Annotated in this window: 25 protein-coding genes; 3 read left to right on the forward strand and 22 right to left on the reverse strand. The window is 54.3% G+C overall.

What is annotated here, in order from left to right:
* Nucleotide 1 precedes the first annotated feature (1 nt).
* The 19 genes from B1A75_RS14050 to B1A75_RS14140 all read right to left on the reverse strand — a co-directional run bounded on the left by B1A75_RS14050 (nt 2) and on the right by B1A75_RS14140 (nt 13541).
* Entirely contained in the window at nt 2–232 is a 231-nt protein-coding gene (locus B1A75_RS14050) for an exodeoxyribonuclease VII small subunit (protein WP_012820585.1), read from the reverse strand.
* Nucleotides 229–1575, reverse strand: a complete 1347-nt coding sequence (gene xseA, locus B1A75_RS14055; protein ID WP_074044294.1) for an exodeoxyribonuclease VII large subunit — start codon at nt 1573–1575, stop codon at nt 229–231. The genes B1A75_RS14050 and xseA overlap by 4 nt, the downstream gene beginning before the upstream one ends.
* An 11-nt stretch (nt 1576–1586) precedes the next feature.
* Nucleotides 1587–2441, reverse strand: coding sequence for a bifunctional methylenetetrahydrofolate dehydrogenase/methenyltetrahydrofolate cyclohydrolase FolD (gene folD / locus B1A75_RS14060; RefSeq protein ID WP_079936387.1), 855 nt, complete (start codon nt 2439–2441; stop codon nt 1587–1589).
* Nucleotides 2442–2500: 59 nt separating this feature from the next.
* Nucleotides 2501–2893, reverse strand: a complete 393-nt coding sequence (gene nusB / locus B1A75_RS14065) for a transcription antitermination factor NusB (RefSeq protein ID WP_074044296.1) — start codon at nt 2891–2893, stop codon at nt 2501–2503.
* 189 nt (nt 2894–3082) lie between these two features.
* Nucleotides 3083–3484, reverse strand: a complete 402-nt coding sequence (locus B1A75_RS14070) for an Asp23/Gls24 family envelope stress response protein (RefSeq protein WP_074044297.1) — start codon at nt 3482–3484, stop codon at nt 3083–3085.
* 10 nt (nt 3485–3494) lie between these two features.
* Nucleotides 3495–4850, reverse strand: coding sequence for an acetyl-CoA carboxylase biotin carboxylase subunit (accC, locus tag B1A75_RS14075; RefSeq protein ID WP_074044298.1), 1356 nt, complete (start codon nt 4848–4850; stop codon nt 3495–3497).
* A gap of 15 nt (nt 4851–4865) precedes the next feature.
* Nucleotides 4866–5399 carry an acetyl-CoA carboxylase biotin carboxyl carrier protein gene (accB, locus tag B1A75_RS14080; RefSeq protein ID WP_074044299.1) on the reverse strand — a complete coding sequence of 178 codons (534 nt, stop codon included), beginning with the start codon at nt 5397–5399 and terminating at the stop codon, nt 4866–4868.
* A 141-nt stretch (nt 5400–5540) separates the two neighbouring features.
* Nucleotides 5541–6092, reverse strand: coding sequence for a SpoIIIAH-like family protein (locus B1A75_RS14085; RefSeq protein WP_074044300.1), 552 nt, complete (start codon nt 6090–6092; stop codon nt 5541–5543).
* Nucleotides 6093–6115: 23 nt separating this feature from the next.
* The gene (spoIIIAG, locus tag B1A75_RS14090; RefSeq protein WP_011231884.1) at nt 6116–6748 is read right to left on the reverse strand and encodes a stage III sporulation protein AG; all 633 of its coding nucleotides are present in this window, start codon (nt 6746–6748) and stop codon (nt 6116–6118) included.
* 7 nt (nt 6749–6755) lie between these two features.
* Nucleotides 6756–7367, reverse strand: coding sequence for a stage III sporulation protein AF (gene spoIIIAF / locus B1A75_RS14095; protein WP_074044301.1), 612 nt, complete (start codon nt 7365–7367; stop codon nt 6756–6758).
* A gap of 10 nt (nt 7368–7377) precedes the next feature.
* Nucleotides 7378–8541 (reverse strand): stage III sporulation protein AE, encoded by a 1164-nt coding sequence (gene spoIIIAE / locus B1A75_RS14100; protein ID WP_074044302.1) that lies wholly within the window; start codon nt 8539–8541, stop codon nt 7378–7380.
* A 13-nt stretch (nt 8542–8554) separates the two neighbouring features.
* A complete protein-coding gene (gene spoIIIAD, locus B1A75_RS14105; protein ID WP_012820577.1) occupies nt 8555–8941 on the reverse strand; it encodes a stage III sporulation protein AD in 387 nt (128 codons plus the stop codon).
* A 21-nt stretch (nt 8942–8962) separates the two neighbouring features.
* Nucleotides 8963–9169 (reverse strand): stage III sporulation protein AC, encoded by a 207-nt coding sequence (spoIIIAC, locus tag B1A75_RS14110; protein WP_011231888.1) that lies wholly within the window; start codon nt 9167–9169, stop codon nt 8963–8965.
* Nucleotides 9170–9184: 15 nt separating this feature from the next.
* A complete protein-coding gene (gene spoIIIAB / locus B1A75_RS14115; RefSeq protein ID WP_079936388.1) occupies nt 9185–9697 on the reverse strand; it encodes a stage III sporulation protein SpoIIIAB in 513 nt (170 codons plus the stop codon).
* A complete protein-coding gene (gene spoIIIAA, locus B1A75_RS14120; protein ID WP_011231890.1) occupies nt 9694–10614 on the reverse strand; it encodes a stage III sporulation protein AA in 921 nt (306 codons plus the stop codon). The genes spoIIIAB and spoIIIAA overlap by 4 nt, the downstream gene beginning before the upstream one ends.
* A gap of 61 nt (nt 10615–10675) precedes the next feature.
* On the reverse strand, nt 10676–10957 hold the full coding sequence (locus B1A75_RS14125) for a YqhV family protein (RefSeq protein WP_074044306.1): 282 nt from the start codon (nt 10955–10957) through the stop codon (nt 10676–10678).
* Nucleotides 10958–11134: 177 nt separating this feature from the next.
* Nucleotides 11135–11692, reverse strand: coding sequence for an elongation factor P (gene efp / locus B1A75_RS14130; RefSeq protein ID WP_079936389.1), 558 nt, complete (start codon nt 11690–11692; stop codon nt 11135–11137).
* A gap of 27 nt (nt 11693–11719) precedes the next feature.
* Complete coding sequence (locus B1A75_RS14135; RefSeq protein ID WP_074044307.1) at nt 11720–12781, reverse strand: M24 family metallopeptidase; 1062 nt, start codon at nt 12779–12781, stop codon at nt 11720–11722.
* 229 nt (nt 12782–13010) lie between these two features.
* Nucleotides 13011–13541: a YqhR family membrane protein gene (locus B1A75_RS14140; protein WP_079936390.1), complete on the reverse strand. Its 531-nt coding sequence runs from the start codon at nt 13539–13541 to the stop codon at nt 13011–13013.
* Nucleotides 13542–13736: 195 nt separating this feature from the next.
* Here B1A75_RS14140 and B1A75_RS14145 point away from each other — a divergent pair, with 195 nt between their 5' ends.
* Nucleotides 13737–14660, forward strand: a complete 924-nt coding sequence (locus tag B1A75_RS14145) for a DUF1385 domain-containing protein (RefSeq protein WP_176202421.1) — start codon at nt 13737–13739, stop codon at nt 14658–14660.
* A gap of 22 nt (nt 14661–14682) precedes the next feature.
* A complete protein-coding gene (locus tag B1A75_RS14150; protein ID WP_074043488.1) occupies nt 14683–15039 on the forward strand; it encodes an SA1362 family protein in 357 nt (118 codons plus the stop codon).
* A gap of 78 nt (nt 15040–15117) precedes the next feature.
* On the opposite strand, the gene B1A75_RS14155 is transcribed toward B1A75_RS14150, so the two are convergent.
* Both B1A75_RS14155 and mntR read right to left on the reverse strand, forming a co-directional pair.
* Nucleotides 15118–15999, reverse strand: coding sequence for a patatin-like phospholipase family protein (locus tag B1A75_RS14155; protein WP_074043489.1), 882 nt, complete (start codon nt 15997–15999; stop codon nt 15118–15120).
* 87 nt (nt 16000–16086) lie between these two features.
* Entirely contained in the window at nt 16087–16512 is a 426-nt protein-coding gene (gene mntR, locus B1A75_RS14160) for a transcriptional regulator MntR (protein ID WP_011231898.1), read from the reverse strand.
* A 775-nt stretch (nt 16513–17287) separates the two neighbouring features.
* On the opposite strand from mntR, the gene B1A75_RS14170 reads away from it, so the two are divergent.
* A complete protein-coding gene (locus B1A75_RS14170) occupies nt 17288–17707 on the forward strand; it encodes a hypothetical protein (RefSeq protein ID WP_079936391.1) in 420 nt (139 codons plus the stop codon).
* A gap of 39 nt (nt 17708–17746) precedes the next feature.
* Here B1A75_RS14170 and B1A75_RS14175 read toward each other — a convergent pair whose 3' ends face one another.
* On the reverse strand, nt 17747–19159 hold the full coding sequence (locus B1A75_RS14175; RefSeq protein WP_074043490.1) for a glycoside hydrolase family 18 protein: 1413 nt from the start codon (nt 19157–19159) through the stop codon (nt 17747–17749).
* Between the last annotated feature and the right edge of the window lie 81 nt (nt 19160–19240).

Here is a 19240-nt window from a genome sequence, read left to right on the forward strand (position 1 = left end):
GTCACTCCTCCTCCGGCGAAAAAGGGACAAGCTCGCCGTCTTCGCGCAGCATGTACTCCAACTGTTTCTCCACATGCTGCAATTTATCATGGCAAAGCTTGGACAGTTTCATGCCTTCTTGAAAAAAGGCGATCGCCTCCTCAAGCGGCACGTTCCCTTCCTCGAGCTTTTCGACGATTTCCTCCAGTTTTTTCATCGCTTCTTCAAACGTCATCTCTTTTTCTTCGCTCATACGTGTTTTTCCTCCACTCCCGTCACTTGACAATCGACTCGTCCGTCTTGAACTTGAATGAAAAGATGCTCGCCGATTCGAAGCTGGTTCGTTCGTTTCACGAGCTCGCCCTGTTCATTGTACACCAAGCTGTAGCCGCGCTCCATGATGCGAAGCGGACTGAGCGCCTCAAGCCGGGCGAGGTTGGAGCGAAAGCGGAACCGATGGCGCTCCACCGCGGTGCGCATCGCTTTTTCCAGCGCATTGGCGGCCGCCTTTTGCCGTTCTTTCATCCGCTCGAGCTCTGCAGCCGGATGATGCCGCCATAGTCTCATGTCAAGCTCATGCAGCCGCTGGCGATGTTTGTCGACGAGCCGTTCGCGTTGGCGGCCAAGCCGCTCAAGCAACGCATCAAGCTGCTGTTCTTGTTGTTCATAGAGCCGCTTGGGATAGCGGAATGCGTAGGATCCTTGCAGCCGGCGAAGCTGCTCTTTATCAGCGGCAAGCCGCTCTTTCATGGCGCGGATGAGCCGCCATTTCCGCTCGGCGAGCCGCTCAGCCAACTCCCCAACATGCGGCGCCGCCATCTCAGCTGCTGCCGTCGGCGTCGGCGCCCGCAAATCGGCGACAAAGTCGGCGATCGTAAAATCCGTTTCATGGCCGACAGCAGAAATAATTGGAATTTTTGAGGCGAAGATGGCGCGAGCGACGATTTCTTCATTGAACGCCCACAGTTCTTCGATCGAGCCGCCGCCGCGGCCGACAATAAGCACATCAACCCCGCCGAACGCATTCGCCCGCTCGATGGCGCGCACGATCGACAGCGCCGCCCCGTCCCCTTGAACGAGCGCTGGAAACAAAATGACTTTGGCGAGCGGATAGCGGCGGCGAATCGTCGTCATAATATCGCGCACCGCCGCTCCAGTCGGCGATGTGACAACGCCGATGCAGCGAGGGAAGGCCGGAAGCGGCTTTTTATGGACCGGAGAAAACAGCCCTTCCGCCTCGAGCCGCTGCTTCAGCTGTTCGTAGGCTAAATACAGGCTTCCGACGCCTTCCGGCTGCATTTCTTTGACATAAAGCTGATAGTTGCCGTTCGGTTCATAGACGGAAATTTCCCCGCGCGCGAGCACGTTCATCCCATCTTCAGGACGGAACGGCAAATGCTGGTTGTAGCCGGCGAACATGACGGCGGCAATGCGTCCTTGGCTGTCTTTCAACGTAAAATACATATGGCCGCGCGAATGCTGCTTAAAGTTCGAAATCTCGCCCTTCACCCATAGATCGCGCAAATGCGGGTCGACATCGAACTTGCGTTTGATGTACTTCGTCAACGCCCCGACCGTCACATATTTGACTTCCACTGATCCTGCCCTCACTTTGCGGCCAGCTGCCGGGCCGCTTCAATCGTGTTGTGCAAGAGCATCGTAATCGTCATCGGCCCGACTCCGCCCGGCACCGGCGTAATATAGCCAGCCACTTCTTTCACAGCGTCAAAATCGACATCGCCGCACAATTTGCCGTTCTCAAGCCGGTTGACGCCGACGTCGATGACGACCGCCCCGGGCTTGATGTGTTCCGGGCCGATGAGGCGCGCCTTGCCGACAGCGACGATCAAAATGTCAGCCTGTCGAGTGATGGCGGCCAAATCCGGCGTTTTCGAGTGGGTGTAGGTGACCGTGGCATGTTCGCGCAAAAACAGCTGGCCAACCGGCTTGCCGACGATGTTGCTGCGGCCGACGACGACGACGTGCTTGCCGGCGATGTCAATGCTGGCCGATTGCACCATCACTAAAATGCCATGCGGAGTGCACGGGAGAAACGCCCGTTGGCCGATCATCATTTTTCCGACATTGATCGGGTGAAACCCATCGACATCTTTTTCCGGTGCAATCGTTTCAATGACCGACCATTCGCGAATGTGATCCGGCAGCGGCAGCTGCACTAAAATGCCGTGCACCGCCGGATCGGCGTTTAACTCGCGGATTTTCGCAAGCAGCGTCTCCTCCTCGGTCGCCGCCGGAAACGTGTAAAGAAAGGAGCGAATGCCGACTTCAGCGCACGCCTTTTGTTTCCCTTTTACATACGAATGCGACGCCGGATCGTCGCCGACTAGAATGACGGCCAGCCCCGGCTCAACGCCGTCCGCTTTCAACTGTGCGGCTTCATCCGCCAATGCGGTGCGAATGGTTCTCGCCATCTCCGTTCCGCTAATGATTTGTGCTGTCATCGTGTTTCGTTCCCCTCTCCTCGTTCATCGTTCGATATCAGCCCGCGATGCAGCCGGTTTTATTTTTGCAGCGCCGCTTTCACTTTCGAAAGCACGCCGTTTATAAAACTTCCGGATTTCCAATCGCCGAATTTTTTCGCCAGCTCGACCGCCTCATCGAGGCTGACGCTCACCGGCACATCATCGGCGTATTTCATCTCGTACGTCGCCATGCGCAAAATGGCGCGGTCAACGTTGGCGACGCGTTCAAGCGTCCATTTTTCCAAATTGGCGCGCAACAGCTCGTCAATCTCCTCCTGGTGCTCAACGACGCCAAAGACGAGCCGGCGCAAAAACGGGTCGATGTCGCCGCCGCCTGTGACATTGTGGAGCGCCTCGTCTGGAGGAATGCGTCCGACATCGATTTGAAACAGCGCCTGCAATGCCTTTTCCCGTGCTTCATGCCGCTTCATGGCGGTCCCCCTTTCCAAAAAACGAACATTCACAATGAAATCATATCATATTTTTCGGAAAAAACCAGCCTTTTCCCACAAATCATTCGCGCTGGCGTTGGCTGCGCCAACGGCCTCGTTCATTACAATAACAAACTTTGGCCAAAAAAACAAAAAGGCCGCTGCCGAAAAAGCAGCTGCCTTGCGAGATCACTGTTCGACCACGCCTTGTTCCTGCTTGCCGCCCTCAAACTGGATGCCGACGATATGAACGTTCACTTCGCTCGCCTCGAGGCCGGTCATGTTCCAAAGCGCCTGGCGCACGTTTTCCTGCACCTTTTTCGCTACGTTGGGAATCGATGCGCCAAACTGGACGAGGCAATAAAGATCGATGACGACGCCGTCGTCGCGCAAATCAACCTTGACGCCTTTGCCATGGTGTTTCTTTCCAAACCGTTCGGCGACTCCGGCGGCGAAATTGCCGCGCATTTGCGCGATGCCGTCGACTTCCGACGCCGCGATGCCAGCGATCACCTCAATCACTTCCGGTGCAATTTCCACCCTGCCGAGCGCCGGGTACGCTTGCTCTGTTTCAAAGACATGCTCAGACATAAGGCACCTCCTATTCTGCCTTCATAATATCATATAACTCCAAAAACTTCGTATTAAACTCGCCGCTTTGAAATTTCTCATGCTCCATTAATTTTATGTGGAACGGAATCGTCGTATGAATGCCTTCGATGATAAACTCCGAAAGCGCCCGTCTCATGCGGGCGATCGCTTCCGCACGCGTCGGTGCATGGACGATCAATTTGGCGATCATCGAATCATAATACGGCGGAATCGTATAGCCTGGATAGGCGGCGGAATCCACCCGAACGCCCGGGCCGCCCGGCGGCAGGTACATGGCGATTTTCCCCGGTGACGGCATAAAGTTTTTCGCTGGATTTTCGGCGTTGATCCGGCACTCGATCGCCCAGCCGTTAAACGTGACGTCATCTTGGGTGATCGACAGCTTTTCGCCGGCGGCGATGCGGATTTGCTCCTTGACCAAATCGACGCCGGTGATCAGTTCGGTGACCGGATGCTCGACCTGAATGCGCGTATTCATCTCCATGAAGTAAAATTGCTTGTTCCGGTGGTCATAAATAAATTCAACCGTGCCGGCGCCGGTGTAGTTGACCGCTTTCGCCGCCTTGACCGCCGCCTCGCCCATCTTCCGGCGCATCTCGTCGTCAAGCGCCGGCGACGGCGCTTCCTCGACCAGTTTTTGCAGCCGGCGCTGGATCGAGCAGTCGCGCTCGCCCAAATGGATCGTATTGCCGTATGAATCGGCGAGCACTTGAATTTCAACATGGCGGAAATCTTCGATATATTTCTCAATATAGACGCCCGGGTTGCCAAACGCCGTCGCCGCTTCCTGCTGGGTGATGTTGATGCCTTTGATCAACTCTTGTTCGTCGCGGGCGACGCGGATCCCTTTCCCGCCGCCGCCGGCCGTCGCTTTAATGATGACCGGATAGCCGATCTCTTCGGCAATCGCCCGCGCCTCATCAAGGCTTTCGATGACCCCGCGCGACCCGGGCACGATCGGCACCCCCGCCTCGCGCATCGTCTCGCGGGCGATGTCTTTAATGCCCATTTTTGCAATCGCTTCCGGACTTGGGCCGATAAATGTTACGTTGCATTCGCGGCACAGCTCGGCGAACGCTTCATTCTCCGCTAAAAACCCGTAACCAGGGTGGATGGCGTCACAGCCGGTCAGCGTGGCGACGCTCATAATGTTTGTGAAATTTAAATAGCTGTCTTTCGAAGCGGTCGGCCCGATGCAGTACGCCTCATCAGCCAGCTGCACGTGCAAAGCGTCGCGGTCGGCTTGCGAAAAGACAGCGACCGTCTCAATCCCAAGCTCGCGGCAGGCGCGGATGATGCGGACGGCGATTTCCCCGCGGTTCGCCACCAACACTTTTTTGATCATCGTCCGTTCTCTCCCTTATTCAGGCTTGACTAAAAACAACGGCTGGCCATATTCGACGAGCTGGCCGTTTTGCACCAGCACCTCGACAATTTCGCCATCGACTTCCGCTTCAATTTCATTAAACAGCTTCATCGCCTCGATGATGCAAACGACCGTATCTTTTTTCACTTTGTCGCCTGGCTTCACATACGGCGGCTTGTCCGGCGCCGGCGCTGCGTAGAACGTGCCGACCATCGGCGAAGTAATTTGATGCAAGTTGCCTTCAACAGCCGGCTTCGCTTCTTTGGCCGCCGGCGTTTCCGCCTTCGGCGCCGGCGCTTCCGAGGCCGCCGCTTGAACAGGGGCAGTTGCCGGAGCCGGTTCGACCGCTGCCGGAGCGGCAGGCGCCGGCTGTACGACCGCCGTCTGTGCGGCCGCGGCCGACGCAACGGCAACAGCAGCCGTTCCTTTTTTCATATGTACTTTTGTTTCGCCTTGTTCGTACACGAATTCGTCGATCGAGGACTGGTCGACCAAGCGGATCAATTCACGGATTTCTTGAATTTTCATCGATCTCACACCTTTCTCCAAGTATCGTGGCCCGTTCCTAGCAGGCGGTGCTCAAACGTGTTCATAACGATTATACACACAATCGTAGGACAAACAAAAGACTTTTCCGCAAAAAAGAAGCTGCCCTAAAGAGCAGCGCGTTCATCCAGCCGGCTGAAACTCAACCGTCACGTATTCAGCATCGGGTATTTCTTTTTTCACCATATGAATGACTTCGTTCGCCGATTTGGCTGAGCTTTGTTTCGCTTTGATCGTCACGCGCACTTGGTTGTCATCGGCGCGCACGAGCACGTCTTCATAACCGCCTTTTGATTTGATGAGCGTCTCCAACGTCGCTTCTTTTTCGGACAATGCTTGCAATTTTTCCATTTTGTCGAGCGCTTCATTTTTTTCTTCCGCCGTCGCGTTCGCTGAAGCGACAATGGCGTTCAGCTCATCGCGCAGCCGGCTCCGTTCATCCTCAATTTTCATGCGCAGCGCCGTAAACAAGTCGTCGCCCGTTTCGCCAGACGCGGACGGCTTTTTCGCCTCTTCGACAGCAACGCTCGGCTGATCGTTTGTTTTTTCCGTTTTCTCGTTGGCGGTAAATGCCGGACTGTCGTTCATATTTTTTGGCGCAGTCACATAATAGACCGACAGCACAACGACCAAGCTCAACATCGTTAGCAGCCATACGGTTTGTTTTTTCAACATGCCGATCTCCTCCCCTTACCCGGTCATTTTTTCGGCAAGACAGCGACGCGGTAGCTCGGAACGTTTAACACGCGCGTCACCGCCTCGACGATCCATTTTTTGATTTGCAAATTGTCCGCCCCTTTGGCGACAACGAGCACGCCGCGGATGTCCGGCTTTTTCGTGGCGACGACAAGCGGCGTTTCTTCTTCGCCGTTATGAATAATGATGACTTCTTCATTGGTCGACTCGTTTTCGATCGTCCGCTTCCCGCCTTCCTTGTCGCTCTCTTCCGTTGTCTGCTGCTGGGTCGAACGCTTTTTCTCATACAGTTTCAACTCCGTGGAATCGAGATTGACGACGACAGTGACATCATCGACCCCTTCGATCGCCTCAAGCGCGGCTTTCAGTTCTTTTTCGTACCGCTCCTCATAGGCGGCGATCACTTTCTCTTTCGTCTCCTTGCTTGCCAGGAACGCCGGCTCGGCTGGAGCGGACGGCTGCCCGGCGGAAGGCTTCGCTTCGGCTTCCTCTCCACTGTTTGCCCAATGGCTTGCCGCCATCAAGGCGACGCCGGCCAACAGCAGGACGACGACGTACGAAAACGGCCATTTTTTCTGTGCTCCTTCCCCGTCTTTCGGCGCTGAAGAAAAGAGCCGTTTGATGAGCGGCAACATCCCCCCTCTATTCCCTCCCCCTAAATTGCACGTCAATTTTATCTTCATCGATTTCCCATCGGCCGGCGAGAAAAGCGCGCACCTCCTCTGCCAGCGAAGCATCGCCCTCCGGCAAAGCCGGCGGCTTCGTCGTATCGATGACAACCGGTTCCACCGAACCGGCTGACTTCTGTTTCGAAAGGACGACCTCAATCGTCTTGATGTCATCCGGCATGCGCCAGTCGTCGCCTGGCTTGGCGTAAACGTTGACATCCGCTTTCAGCCCATACTTTTCCATCAACTCCTCATTGACATCGTTTTCGAGCTGGACAGCCATTTGTTTTAAAATATATGCGCGTTGCGAGGCTTGTATTTCTTTTTTCTGCTGTTCGATTTGATTTTTTATCGCCTCTTCCCCCTCACGGCCGTTGGAAAAATGAACGAACGCCGACGCGACGAGCTGCTCGGGATCAACGGAAGCGAGCCGGAGCACCGGGGCGAGCATCACAAGAACGAGCATAAGCCCGACAGCCATTTTAACGTATTTTTGCATCGTCCCCGACGGCAGCAAAAAATCGATGATGACAGCAAACAACAAAAACAAAATGATGTTTGTCACCCACTCAATGACTAGCTGCATAGCGCTCCCCCTAGCGGACCATCATCGTAATGTTCCCGGCCATCACCATGACGGTGAGGCTTAAGAAAAACATGAGCGACACAATGAGCAGCGCCGCCAGCACGTAGGCGATGCTTTTGCTGATGATGTTGAGGCAGGACAATACCGGTCCGCCGCCAAGCGGCTGCAGAAGAGCAGCCGATAGTTTGTAGACGATGACGATGGCGAAAATTTTCACCGCTGGAAAGATGGCGATCATTAACAAAATCGCCGCCCCGACCAACCCGACAGTATTTTTCAACAGCATGGAAGCGGCGACGACCGTATCGGCGGCATCGGTGAACAGCTTGCCGACGACCGGGATGAAATTGCCGGTGACAAATTTCGCCGCCCGGAGCGCCACGCCGTCAGCCACGGCCGCTGTCGCTCCTCGCACGGACATGACGCCAAGGAACACGGTCAAAATGAGGCCGAGCAAACCAAGGGCGGCTTTGTTGAGCAAATCGGCGAGCTGAGTCGCCTTGTAACGGTCGCTGAGCGTGCTGACGACAGAAAGCAACGCGGCCAGAAGCAAAAGCGGCAAGGTGACGTATTCAACGACCGTGCCGGTGGTGTTCATCACAAACAAAATGATCGGGTGGAAAAACGCCGCCGACGCGACCCCGCCGGAAGTGGCGAGCAGGGCGAGCAGCAGCGGAACGAGGGCGATGATGAAATGGCTCATCGTCCGCACCGCCTCAAGCGCATAATCCGCCGCGAGGCGAAAGCTGTTTAAGGCTATCAACAAGAGCACCATATAAACGACCGCCTGGGCGATTTTGCTTACTTCCTGCTGAGCGAATGCATTTTGCAGCGATTGCAGCACCGTGCTGAAGACAGCAAGCAAAATGAGCGTGCCGAGCAGTTTGCCGTTCACCTGCAGTTCATAAAACAAATAGCGGGCGAGCGCCTTCAGCCATTCGGCCGGCGACCATTGCTTGTCGCCGCTTAAAAAATCGGTGAGCGGCCCTTTCTCGCTTTCCGGCAAAAACCCTCCATACTCGCTGACGATCGTTTCCCAATAGCGGCGGATATCGCTCACATCGAGCTGAGCAAGCTGCTCGCTGACCGACGGTCCATCGCTTGCGGCTTGTACGACCAACGGACAAAAAAAGAGAGAAAGCAGCCCAACAATAAGGAACGCTGTTCGCTTCAATCCGTTCCCCCCTTTAGCGCGCCGACGGGATGAGGCCGATGACCGCTTCGATGATCGCGGTTAAAATCGGAACAGCCAGCGCCAAAATGACGATTTTGCCGCCGAGCTCAATTTTGGCGGCGATCGCCCCTTGGCCGGCGTCTTTGGAAATTTGCGCGGCGAACTCGGCAATGTAGGCAATGCCGATGATTTTCAGCATCGTCTCTAAATACACCATCTGAATATGGGCGCCTTCGGCCATTTTTCGCAACATCGCCAAAATGCTGCTGATTTGATCGACCAACAACAGAAAAATGGTGCAGCCGACAAACACGGTCAACAAAAAGGCCAGATTCGACTTTTGCTCTTGCAGCAACACGACCAAAAACGTCGCGATCAACCCGAGGCCGACGATTTGCAAAATGTCAATGGCCGATCCCTCCTACCCGCGGAACAAAAAGACATCCTTGATTTTTTGGAACAAGTCGCTGACGATGGAAGCGACCATAAACAAAATATAAATAAAGCCGAGCAGCGTCACCCATTGGGCGTATTCTTTCCTCCCCATCTGATCGAGCACCGTATGCAAAAACGCGATGACGATGCCGACGCCGGCGATTTTCAAAATGAGATCGACATCGATGCCCATGATTCTGCCTCCTGTCTACATGAGTAAAATGACGAGCAGCAGGCCGGCCAACACGCCTAAACTTTTCGCCATCTTGGCGTAGCGCGCCTGGTTGTCTAGCGCTTCCGCTTCCTCCCGCTCAAGATGGGCGAGCGCCAGCGCGATTTGCCTTTGCTGGGTGAGCCGGTCGTATTGGCCAAGCGTGGCGCCAAATTGTTTCATCACTTCAAATTCTCCTTGCTTTAGAGCGGTTTTTCCCCATACGGCTCGCAAGCTTTTTTCCCATGCCTCGGCGGCGCTCGTTTCTTCTGTGCATAACGCGGCGGCAAACCGCTTGAACAGCTCGGACAGCGGGGCGGCCGTTTGCCGGGCGAGATGCATAGCGGCGTCGGCAAGCGGCGTATGGCCATACATCACTTCCGCCTCAAGCGCCCTCAGCGCCGCTTTCAGCTGGCGGAGCTGGAGCGGCCGCTCGTGCAACACGCGGGCGGCGGCAAACCCAAGCCATGTTGAGGCGGCGAGAATCAACAGAGCGCCAAACCATTTCATCGATGGACCACCGCCCTTTCATACAGCACCGTTCCGCCAGCGTCGAGAATGCGTCGGATTGAGCCGGGATGGGGAATGTTCGTCAGCTCAATAAACCGTTCAAACACCTTTTGTTCCATCACCGGTCCGAGCGTCGGACGCTGCCAGACGTCTTGGATGTTGCGGCCGTGCACAGTCGTCCATACAGAGACGCCAGCATTGGCCGCTTCAAGCACTGCCTCGCTGTCCTCCTCGCGCCCGATTTCGTCGACAATCATGACATCAGGGCTCATCGAGCGGATCATCATCATCATCCCTTCCGCTTTCGGGCAAGCGTCCAACACGTCAAGGCGCGGGCCGAACGAAAACTGAGGAATCCCTTTCACACAGCCAGCGATTTCCGATCGTTCGTCAACGATCGCCACCTTTTGCGCCGGAATGCGCCTCGTCCCGCTGCTAATCAAGCGCGCCGCATCGCGCAGGAGCGTCGTTTTTCCCGTCTGCGGCGAGCCGATGATCATCGTATGACGCCAGCGGCCGTCGTACACATACGGAATCAGCGGCTCGGCGATGCCGATCTGTTCCTTGGCGATGCGAATGTTAAACGAGGAAACATCGCGGATCGCTTTCACCTTGCCCCCTTCAGTAATGACTTTGCCGGCCAGCCCAACGCGATGCCCCCCCTCAATCGTCATAAATCCGCGCTTCAGCTCTTCTTCGACGGCATAGATCGAATAATGACTCAATTTGTTGAGCAAATGCACGCCGTCTTCTTTCGTCACTTCATACGGCAGCAATCGGGCCGTTCCGTCGACGATCACCTCAAGCGGCCGGGAGACGCGGATGCGGATTTCTTCAATTCCGCGGCGGCATGAAGGAAGATGGTGCTGCAACGCGGCGGCGACCGTTTTCGGCAAAATTCCCCACACCGCTTCCATGGCCCTCCCCCTTTTCTTGTGGACTAGTTCATATGTATGGGCGGAATGCGCCGTTTATGCCTTACTTGTAAATCGCGAACAAAATGAGCGCTATCCCGAGCGCCACAAGCCCAAGCCGGGAAAACGAGAGCTCGTCCGCAAGCGAAAGCAGTCCAATCGCCATGGTCACCATCATGACGGTTGGACCGACGACAGCGAGCACCGCGTTAACGGCAAGCGCTTTTTTCACGTCATTGAACACAAGCATCAACAGCGCCGCGCTCAGTTCAATGAACGCGGACACCATCCGCATGCCAGCCATGGCCATAACAGACGGGTCGATCGATCGCAGCCAATGTTTCATGTTCCCCTCCTGTTTTGCCAAATGGGATCGATTAGTACAAACGTATGCGAAAACAAGCCGTTTCAGAAGAAGTTTTTACTGAGGAAAACGATGGGGGAGAGCAAAACGGCGCCCATTTTGCGCATAAAAAAACACCGCCCCGGAAGGTGTCCGAGACGGTGCCTGTCGGGCTTGCGCTTACGCCCGCGAAACGTACGTGCCGTCGGCCGTATTAATGATGAGCGTGTCGCCTTCGTTGACGAAAAACGGCACTTGAACGACAAGGCCAGTTTCGAGCTTCGCCGGCTTCGAACCGCCAGAAGCGGTGTCACCTTTAATGCCCGGCTCTGTTTCGACGACTTTCAGCTCAACGGTGTTCGGCAGCTCGACGCCGATCGTTTCGCCTTGGTACATCATAATAAATACTTCCATATTCTCTTTCAAGAACTTCAGTTCATGCTCGATTTGTTTCGCCGRCAGCTCGATTTGTTCGTACGTTTCCATATCCATAAAAACGTGTTGGTCGCCGTTGGCGTACAAATATTGCATTTTGCGTGTGTCGATTTGCGCCCGGTTCACTTTTTCGCCGGCGCGGAACGTCCGCTCCTGAATGGCGCCGGTGCGCAAATTGCGCAGCTTCGAACGGACGAACGCCGCCCCCTTGCCCGGCTTGACGTGCTGGAATTCAAGGACGCGCCAAATCTCGCCGTCCACCTCAATCGTAAGTCCTGTGCGAAAATCGTTGACTGAAATCATTAGCCGAAATCCTCCTCACGCAATCCATTATAAAATGATCAGTTCTTTTGGCGAATGGGTGAGCGCTTCGTTCCCGTCAGCAGTGATGACCGTATCGTCCTCGATGCGCACCCCGCCAAGCCCCGGGATGTAAATGCCCGGCTCGACGGTGACAACCATGCCTGGCTCAAGCACGACATCCGAACGGAACGAAAGCGTCGGCCCTTCGTGAATTTCCAATCCAATCCCATGGCCGGTCGAATGGCCGAAATAGTCGCCATACCCTTTTTCGCGGATGTAATCGCGCGTGAGCGCATCGGCTTCCTTGCCGGTCATGCCTGCCTTGAGCCCGTTCATGCCTCGTTGCTGCGCTTCAAGAACGATGTCATAGATCGTCCGCAGCTCCGCGCTAATGGCGCCGACAGCGACCGTTCTCGTAATATCGGAACAATACCCTTTATAGTAAGCCCCGAAATCAAGCGTGACGAGCTCGCCGCGCTCGATCGTTTTCTCTGACGCCACCCCGTGCGGCAGCGCCGAACGGTAGCCGGAGGCAACGATCGTATCAAAGGAGGACGAAGACGCCCCTTGTTTGCGCATAAAAAATTCTAGCTCATTCGCCACTTCGATTTCTTTAACGCCTGGACGGATGAACGACAAAATGTGCGAAAACGCCGCATCGGCGATTTCTGCTGCTTCCTTTAATATCTTAATCTCTGCCTCTGACTTAATCAAGCGCAATTTTTCTACGAGCCAAGACGTCGGCACAAGTTCAGCGCGGATGGCTTCTTCATACGACTTATATGCTGCATAGGTGACATGTTCTTGCTCAAAGCCAAGCCTCTTGATGCCAAGTCGCTTCACCTGATTGGCGATTTCTTCGATAATCGGCCCGCTGTGCTGGACGACTTCAAACCCTTGGGCTTGCCTCGATGCTTGTTCGACGTAGCGGAAGTCCGTAATCAACACCGCCCCTTGACGGCTGACAAGTACAGCGCCGGCCGTGCCAGTAAACCCGGTCAAATAGCGGCGGTTGTAGCCGTTTGTTACTAACAGCCCGTCGATATGCTGCTCGTCAAGAAGCTCCCGAAGCTTTTCCAGCTTTTCCATGTTCCCGTCTCCTCTTCCCAGAAAATGTACTCCCCCTGCCGCCGGCAACAGGAACAGAAAATCGTTGTGGCCAAGGCGACACAAGCGGCCTTATATAGGCGCGCCGGTTTTACGCAACGTCCGCCATGATGCGAAAGGCATGCCAAAACTTCCTTTAAATTTTACCATAAAGGTGACGGTTTCCGCCAGGCGTCCGCTTGACACTTGCTTTCAGGGCCAAAATGCGGCGTCAGCTTCCTTCGTTCGCCGCCTCCTTCCCCGAGCTTGAGGACAGCCGATTCATTTCTTGTGTTTCGAACGAGATGGAATAGCCGACAAACACGCCGTATAAAATGTACAAACAAAGCGTCGTCACGATCGTATTGATTTCCAAGTCGGCCACCGGCTGAACGTTTGGAAACAGGGGATTAAACAAATAAAAAACAATCATCCAAAGCGCAGCGCCGTATAAAATCCCAGCCCACATGCCGCAGATGTTTCGCAACAACGCGTAATACAAAAGCGCCGCCGCAATGGAAATGATGCCGATCAGCACGATGGCCGCATAATTGCCGGCTTTCCCATATTTCCAGTCCCCGGCAACCCACGGGATGAGAAACATGTTCGGACTGATTTCACTGAAATGGAAAAAATAGGACAAATAGCCGATCAAACTCCAAAACACCCCGCCGACAAACCCGATGATGATCGTTTTTTGTATGAGCGTCATCGGCCGCTCCGTCTTCTCTTGCTCGAGCTTCCCTTTTTGTTCCGCCATCATCGTGCACCTCCTTGTCTGTTAGTATGACCGAAAGCCGACCGTCCCATGAATCAAGCGAAAAAAATGACCGCTCTTGTGTAAATCATGGATTTTTTGGAAATCATAATAGTAGCATCAACCTAGAGGTTTCCGGATGTTTCTTGTAGAATAAAATAATAAAATAAAAAATAGGTTGGTGTTGGCCTTATGAAATCAATGGAGAAACCGTTATACGGCGGCCAAGCGGTCGTTGAAGGGGTGATGTTTGCCGGCAAGACGCACTCAGTCACCGCTATTCGCCGCCATGATGGGACGATTGACTATTTTACGCTGCCTCGCCGCAGCCATCCGACGCTGGCTGCCCTGAAGAAAATTCCGTTTGTCCGCGGCATTGTCGCCATTATTGAAGCGAGTGCGAACGGGGCCAAGCATTTGCAGTTTGCCAGCGAACAATATGAGGCGTCCTCGGACGAAAAACAGGCCGCCGAAGAAAGCCGCTCCAAATTCGGGCTGATTCTCGGCGCCGCCGTCATCGGCGTGCTATCGTTTTTATTCGCCAAAACCATTTTTACGCTCGTTCCGGCGCTCGCCGCCGACGCCTTTAAACCGCTCGTACCGGGGAAAATGGGGCAAATTTTGCTTGAAGGAGCCTTTAAGCTTGCTCTTTTGCTCGGCTACATTTACTTTATTTCGTTGACGCCGCTTGTTAGGCGCGTGTTCCAATACCACGGGGCGGAACATAAAGTCATCAACGCCTTTGAAGCGGGGTGGCCGCTCACTGTTGAGCACGTCCAGCGCGCCTCGCGCCTTCACTACCGATGCGGCAGCAGCTTCATTTTATTTACTGTCATTATCAGCTTATTCCTTTATTTGTTCGTGCCGACGGATCCGCTTTGGCTGCGAATCGCAAACAGGCTCGCCTTAATTCCTGTCGTGCTTGGCGTTTCGTTTGAAGTCTTGCAGTTTACAAATAAATTGAGGGATATTCCGCTGCTAAGCTGGCTTGGCTATCCCGGGCTATGGCTGCAGCGGTTGACGACAAAAGAACCGGACGATGACCAAGTGGAAGTGGCCATCGCCTCGTTTCAGCGGCTTCTCCATTTGGAAGCGGAAGCCGAAAGGAAACAAGCGGTGCAGTAATCGATCAAAGGGGGTGGACTCATTGCGGCGCCGGGCCATTCATCCGCTTGTCGGGCTTATGATTTTGCTTGGAACGCTTGGCATTGTCTATACCCTTTTTGCCCATCCGACAGTGCTGTTCCGCCAGCTGTTGTTTGTCGCGCTGTTTTTAGCCGCCATTTATCTCTTCTACCGGTTCATATACCAACGCCGCACCGATAAAGATCGGTTATCGTATTTAAAGGCGGTGCGGCAGTCGAAAAAGCTCCATCCCCGCTCCGGGCGCAAACAAGCAAAGCCGGCGAAACTGAAGCGGCCGCTGAAAAAACGGACGGCCATTCCGCACTTGACCGTGATCGAGGGCAAAAAAGGCAAAAAAAAGAATCGAGCTTCGTTTTAGCTTGATTCTTTTTTGTTTGCCCCCGCCGTTCATCTAAAAATCGTCGGCAGAGGTGTGCCATATATGCCGCTTTCCTGTCTAGTACACCCATTGTCGCAAAAACTGCCGCGTCCGCTCGCGTCCGTAATCGATCAGGCGCCGGCGTGCTTCCGGATCAATGGAAAATTCGGTGGAAATGACGTTGTCCACTGGCAAAAAGACGATGTTTTTTTCATGGCGGCGCGAAATGTAGCGGGCATCATGGGCCTCCTTCATCGCCGCAAACAGCGCTTCATACAAGTCGAGGGCATTGGCGATGATTCGTTTCGGCCGCTCGCCTGGCTTCGGGCTTAGTTGAACGCCGAGCACCGGCCGTTTTTTCTTCTTTTCCTCATCAAACAAAAACAGCGGAAAATTGCTCAACACCCCGCCGTCGACGATGAGGGATACACCGTTTCGCCCGCGGAGGCGGACCGGCTCAAAGAAATAAGGAATGCTGATGCTCATCCGCACCGCCTTGGCGATGGAAAACGACCCAGGGTCAATGCCGTATATGGCTAAATCATCCGGCAGCACGACGATGCGCCCGTTCGTCACGTCGGAAGCGACGATATACAAACTGCCGGCCGGCACATCTTGAAACGTCCGCACGCCGCGGGCGGCGAGCGCCGCCTCGAGCCACCGCTCAAACGCCTTTCCTTGATACAGCCCAAGATGCCAATACAGGCGCACCCATTTCCAAAGCGGAAACGGAATCCATAGCGGCCGTTCATCCAAAAACTGCTCCAACTCCAACTCCTCAAGCAGTCGGGCGATGTCGCGGGCGCTGTAGCCCGCCGCCAACAGCGCCGAAAGCAGCGATCCCGCGCTCGTTCCGGCGAGCCGCTTCCAGCGCAGCCCTTTTTCCTCAATCGCTTCGTACGCCCCAAGCAACGCAAACCCTTTCACCCCGCCGCCGGAAAAGACGATGTCAATGTCCACCGCTGCCTCCCCTTTCTCGCTCTTTATACATATGTAAGAGAAAGAAGCGGCGTTTAGTACGGCAAACAAAAAAGAGCAAGCCTCAGCTTACTCTCCTTGTTCATTGCGCTTTTGGACATCGCGCAGCGCTTCAAGGCGGCGTTCGTCCTCTTGAAAATATTGCACCAAATCACCGATCCGGTCGATGGCGTTCCAGCTCAAATGGTGTTCAATCCCTTCCACGTCGCGGTAAATGTTTTCTTCGCTGACACCGATCAAACGGAGAAACTGCTCAAGCAGCTCATGGCGGTAGACGAGCCGCTGGCCGATTTTTCTTCCTTTTGGCGTCAAGACGAGTCCGCGGTATTTCTCATACACTAAATACTCATCTTTATCGAGCTTTTGCACCATTTTCGTCACCGAGGAGGGATGGACGGACAACGCTTCAGCGATGTCAGAGACGCGGGCATAGCCCTTTTCTTCAATCAAAATGTAAATTTGCTCAATATAATCTTCCATGCTTGGTGTCGGCAACGTTTGTCCCCTCCCATCACGTTTGTCTGCCGCAGACAAGTGCAGCGGCCGTCAGCATCTCTCATGAAACAGGCGTGTTGATGAACCAATAAAAACGATATAGATGCAATTTGAAGCTTTAACATTTGCAGCTTTTACCGAGCATTTGATCGACTGTCACGCCTTGGCGTGATGGAGAAGCCTACAGCTTGCCCTCGACAGTCGAAAAATGGATAAGCGACTTTTCCGTCAAGGATATGTTAAACGTTTTCGTTGCATCTATATAGATGAGAAAGCTCTATTTTCAGCTTTTCTGCCGCAGTCGGCCGCCTAGGCAAACAAAAAATAGCAATCAATCCCATTATACCATGATGGGGATATTACGTAAAATACTGCACCTGAGCCGATGGAAAAAAGCGAGCAATACCTTTCCGAGCGGATACGACAACGCCTCCGGCTCGAAATACACAAGCTTGGGCACAAACGGTTTCATCGTTTCCCCCATTTCGTCCATCTTTATGGTTAGTATGGACGGGAACGGGGGAGTCGTTATCTTACTTTATTTGGAATTCTTTTTTCGTCTCATTGTCGCTCCTCATCCACATCCATCCGCCTCCCAGCGAAACCAGCGGGCATGGCCGTCGGTTTCAGCAACGATTTGCCGGCATTCTCGGCCATTGATCATGTTCCAACATACTGATTTCCTTTCAAAACATTCGCACACCTTTGAGATTCGTCATGACACCTAGTGGACGCAATGATATAATAAAATTAAACCGAAGGGGGGATATGAGAAATGTCTCACGAACTTGTCGAATTGCTTCGCTCGGTTCTGAAAGAGGAGTTGCAGCCCATTCATGAACGTCTCGACCGCCTAGAAGCCGGACAGCAACGCCTCGAAGAACGACAACAACGCCTCGAAGAACGACAACAACGCCTCGAAGAACGACAACAACGCCTCGAAGAACGACAACAGCGCCTCGAAGAACAGCAACAACGCCTCGAGGAAAAGTTGGATCATTTCATCATCGAGACGCGCAGCCATTTCAAAAAAATTGAGGACGAGCTGGCCGACCATCGGCGCATGTTCGAGATATTGTCACATGATTGGCGCAACGCGAACATTGCGATTGAATATTTAAACCATAAGATCGGCCAGCACGATCTGGAAATTTATCAACTAAAAAAGCGGCTCGAACTCCAAGAAACAAAGTAAAAGCGCATGCCCCATGATCGGCGCATACGCTCGAACCGCTTATCCCCGCTTGCGAATGCGGAAATTGTCTTCTAACAGCACCCAGTTTTCCGGATACGGATACCCGAGCACCCAGTAGCTGATCCCGCGCAATCCGTATTCTTTCACCAATTCAAATTTCGCCAACGCGCTGCGGGCGTCTTCAAACCATACTTCGTGCTGACGCCCTTGTTCGTCCGTGTAGCGGTAAAACGGCGAAGCCGCCGCCGCATCGTATTGGATGGACGCCCCGTAGCGAATGGCGCGCTCTAGCGCCTCTTTCGGACTGAACGTTTCCGCCTCTTGCCCTTGCACGTGCGGCAGCACCCAGTCGCGGGCATAAATTTGAAACCCCATCATGATTTTGCTACGCGGAATGGCTGTCACCGCATAATCGAGCACGCGCCGAATTTGATTCACCGGCGAAATGGCTTGCGGCGGCCCAAACCGGTAGCCCCACTCATAGGTCATAAGGACAACAAAATCGGCGATGCGTCCGTGGGCTGGGTAGTCGTGCGCTTCGTACAGCAGCCCTTTTTGTTCAGCGCTTATTTTGGGCGCCAGCGACGTCGATAAAACATACCCTTCGGCGTGAAGCCGGTTGGCCGCCCGCTGCAAAAACTCGTTATACCGCTTGCGGTCGGACGGATAGACATTTTCAAAATCGACATTCAACGCGCGGTACCCTTTTGCTCGCATTACTTGAATGACGTTGTCAAGCAATCGCGTTTGCAGCGCAACGTCGGCCAGAATCGTCTGCGCCAGCCTCGAGCCCGGGTCTTGGTACGTAAAGTTCGTGATCGTCATCATCGGCACGACACGGGCGGCATAAGCCGCCTGAATGAATGCCGTATCATTGATCGGATTGAGCCCGCCATCGGCGCGGATCGTGTAGGCGAATGGCGCGGCATATGTCAAATGGCGGCCGACTTCGCGCACTTGCTCCGCTCCTTTCTCCCCTTGGTCCACCGTAAATGCGTTCACCTCGATGAGCGGCTTCGCCGGCGGGATGATGAGCCGCTGTCCGGGGACGATCATATTGGGATCGGCGATTGGATTGAACTCAATGATTTGCTGGACGCTGACCTGGTAGGTGGCGGCAATTTGCCCTAACGTTTCCCCGGGGCGCACCGTATGAAGGCGAGCCGGGATCAATAGCACAGCGCCTGGATAAATGAGCGCCGGGTTGGCGACTCGGTTCGCCTGCACGATGGCTTCAACCGCCACTCCGTACTGACGGGCGATTTGCCATAACGTTTCCCCTTTGCGGACCGTATGGTATCGATACGGCACCGGAATGACAACCGCCTGCCCAACAGCGAGCCGGTTCGGGTCGCTCAGTTCATTGGCGGCGACAATCCGCTCGAGTGGAACGCCGTAGCGCTGAGCCAACTGCCAAAGCGTCTCCCCGCGTTGGACGACATGAACAATCATGACGCTCCCCCTTTCGTTCCCTCCTTTTACCACTATATTTTTGCTTTTGCCTTTTATGTAAAAAAAAACGCCGGTTCCTCT

It is taken from the genome of Geobacillus sp. LEMMY01, from assembly GCF_002042905.1.
Classification (GTDB): domain Bacteria; phylum Bacillota; class Bacilli; order Bacillales; family Anoxybacillaceae; genus Geobacillus; species Geobacillus proteiniphilus.

What these genes read in the sequence shown, in the direction of transcription:
- B1A75_RS14050 (WP_012820585.1), bottom strand. Translation starts at nt 232, where the DNA reads ATGAGCGAAGAAAAAGAGATGACGTTTGAAGAAGCGATGAAAAAACTG.
- folD (WP_079936387.1), bottom strand. Translation starts at nt 2,441, where the DNA reads ATGACAGCACAAATCATTAGCGGAACGGAGATGGCGAGAACCATTCGC.
- nusB (WP_074044296.1), bottom strand. Translation starts at nt 2,893, where the DNA reads ATGAAGCGGCATGAAGCACGGGAAAAGGCATTGCAGGCGCTGTTTCAA.
- B1A75_RS14070 (WP_074044297.1), bottom strand. Translation starts at nt 3,484, where the DNA reads ATGTCTGAGCATGTCTTTGAAACAGAGCAAGCGTACCCGGCGCTCGGC.
- accC (WP_074044298.1), bottom strand. Translation starts at nt 4,850, where the DNA reads ATGATCAAAAAAGTGTTGGTGGCGAACCGCGGGGAAATCGCCGTCCGC.
- accB (WP_074044299.1), bottom strand. Translation starts at nt 5,399, where the DNA reads ATGAAAATTCAAGAAATCCGTGAATTGATCCGCTTGGTCGACCAGTCC.
- B1A75_RS14085 (WP_074044300.1), bottom strand. Translation starts at nt 6,092, where the DNA reads ATGTTGAAAAAACAAACCGTATGGCTGCTAACGATGTTGAGCTTGGTC.
- spoIIIAG (WP_011231884.1), bottom strand. Translation starts at nt 6,748, where the DNA reads ATGTTGCCGCTCATCAAACGGCTCTTTTCTTCAGCGCCGAAAGACGGG.
- spoIIIAF (WP_074044301.1), bottom strand. Translation starts at nt 7,367, where the DNA reads ATGCAGCTAGTCATTGAGTGGGTGACAAACATCATTTTGTTTTTGTTG.
- spoIIIAC (WP_011231888.1), bottom strand. Translation starts at nt 9,169, where the DNA reads ATGGGCATCGATGTCGATCTCATTTTGAAAATCGCCGGCGTCGGCATC.
- spoIIIAB (WP_079936388.1), bottom strand. Translation starts at nt 9,697, where the DNA reads ATGAAATGGTTTGGCGCTCTGTTGATTCTCGCCGCCTCAACATGGCTT.
- spoIIIAA (WP_011231890.1), bottom strand. Translation starts at nt 10,614, where the DNA reads ATGGAAGCGGTGTGGGGAATTTTGCCGAAAACGGTCGCCGCCGCGTTG.
- B1A75_RS14125 (WP_074044306.1), bottom strand. Translation starts at nt 10,957, where the DNA reads ATGAAACATTGGCTGCGATCGATCGACCCGTCTGTTATGGCCATGGCT.
- B1A75_RS14135 (WP_074044307.1), bottom strand. Translation starts at nt 12,781, where the DNA reads ATGGAAAAGCTGGAAAAGCTTCGGGAGCTTCTTGACGAGCAGCATATC.
- B1A75_RS14140 (WP_079936390.1), bottom strand. Translation starts at nt 13,541, where the DNA reads ATGATGGCGGAACAAAAAGGGAAGCTCGAGCAAGAGAAGACGGAGCGG.
- B1A75_RS14145 (WP_176202421.1), top strand. Translation starts at nt 13,737, where the DNA reads ATGGAGAAACCGTTATACGGCGGCCAAGCGGTCGTTGAAGGGGTGATG.
- B1A75_RS14170 (WP_079936391.1), top strand. Translation starts at nt 17,288, where the DNA reads ATGTCTCACGAACTTGTCGAATTGCTTCGCTCGGTTCTGAAAGAGGAG.
- B1A75_RS14175 (WP_074043490.1), bottom strand. Translation starts at nt 19,159, where the DNA reads ATGATTGTTCATGTCGTCCAACGCGGGGAGACGCTTTGGCAGTTGGCT.